At 74.2% G+C, this 287-nt stretch carries 1 protein-coding gene; it reads right to left on the bottom strand.

Annotated elements, in window-relative coordinates:
• Positions 1-287, bottom strand: a 287-nt coding sequence (locus tag JHE00_RS34775; protein ID WP_200326454.1) for an alpha-hydroxy acid oxidase, incomplete at both ends; no start/stop codon positions are given.

Genomic DNA, 287 nt, shown 5'->3' on the forward strand with positions numbered 1-287 from the left:
GTTGCGCCGCCACGGCGCCCGCCTCCTCGCCCTCGGCGTGCATGAAGCGAGTGAAGCCCGTCGGGCCGATGCCGAACGGCAGGGCGCAGTGCCCACCGGCGATCGTCACCGACAGGTCCACCTCGGCGGTGCCGTGGAGGACGGGCGGGAGCAGTTCGACGTCGTCGATCGCCGCCCGGTTGCGCGCCAGTGTCCGCTCGCGGCCCGCGCCGCCGTCCTCGTAGTCGAACGCGGGCTTGGGCGTGCGGCGTTTGGCGATCGTCCGCAGGTCCCAGACGTCGGCCGCT

Origin of the sequence: Prauserella cavernicola (assembly GCF_016595675.1) — a bacterium.
GTDB lineage: Bacteria > Actinomycetota > Actinomycetes > Mycobacteriales > Pseudonocardiaceae > Prauserella_A > Prauserella_A cavernicola.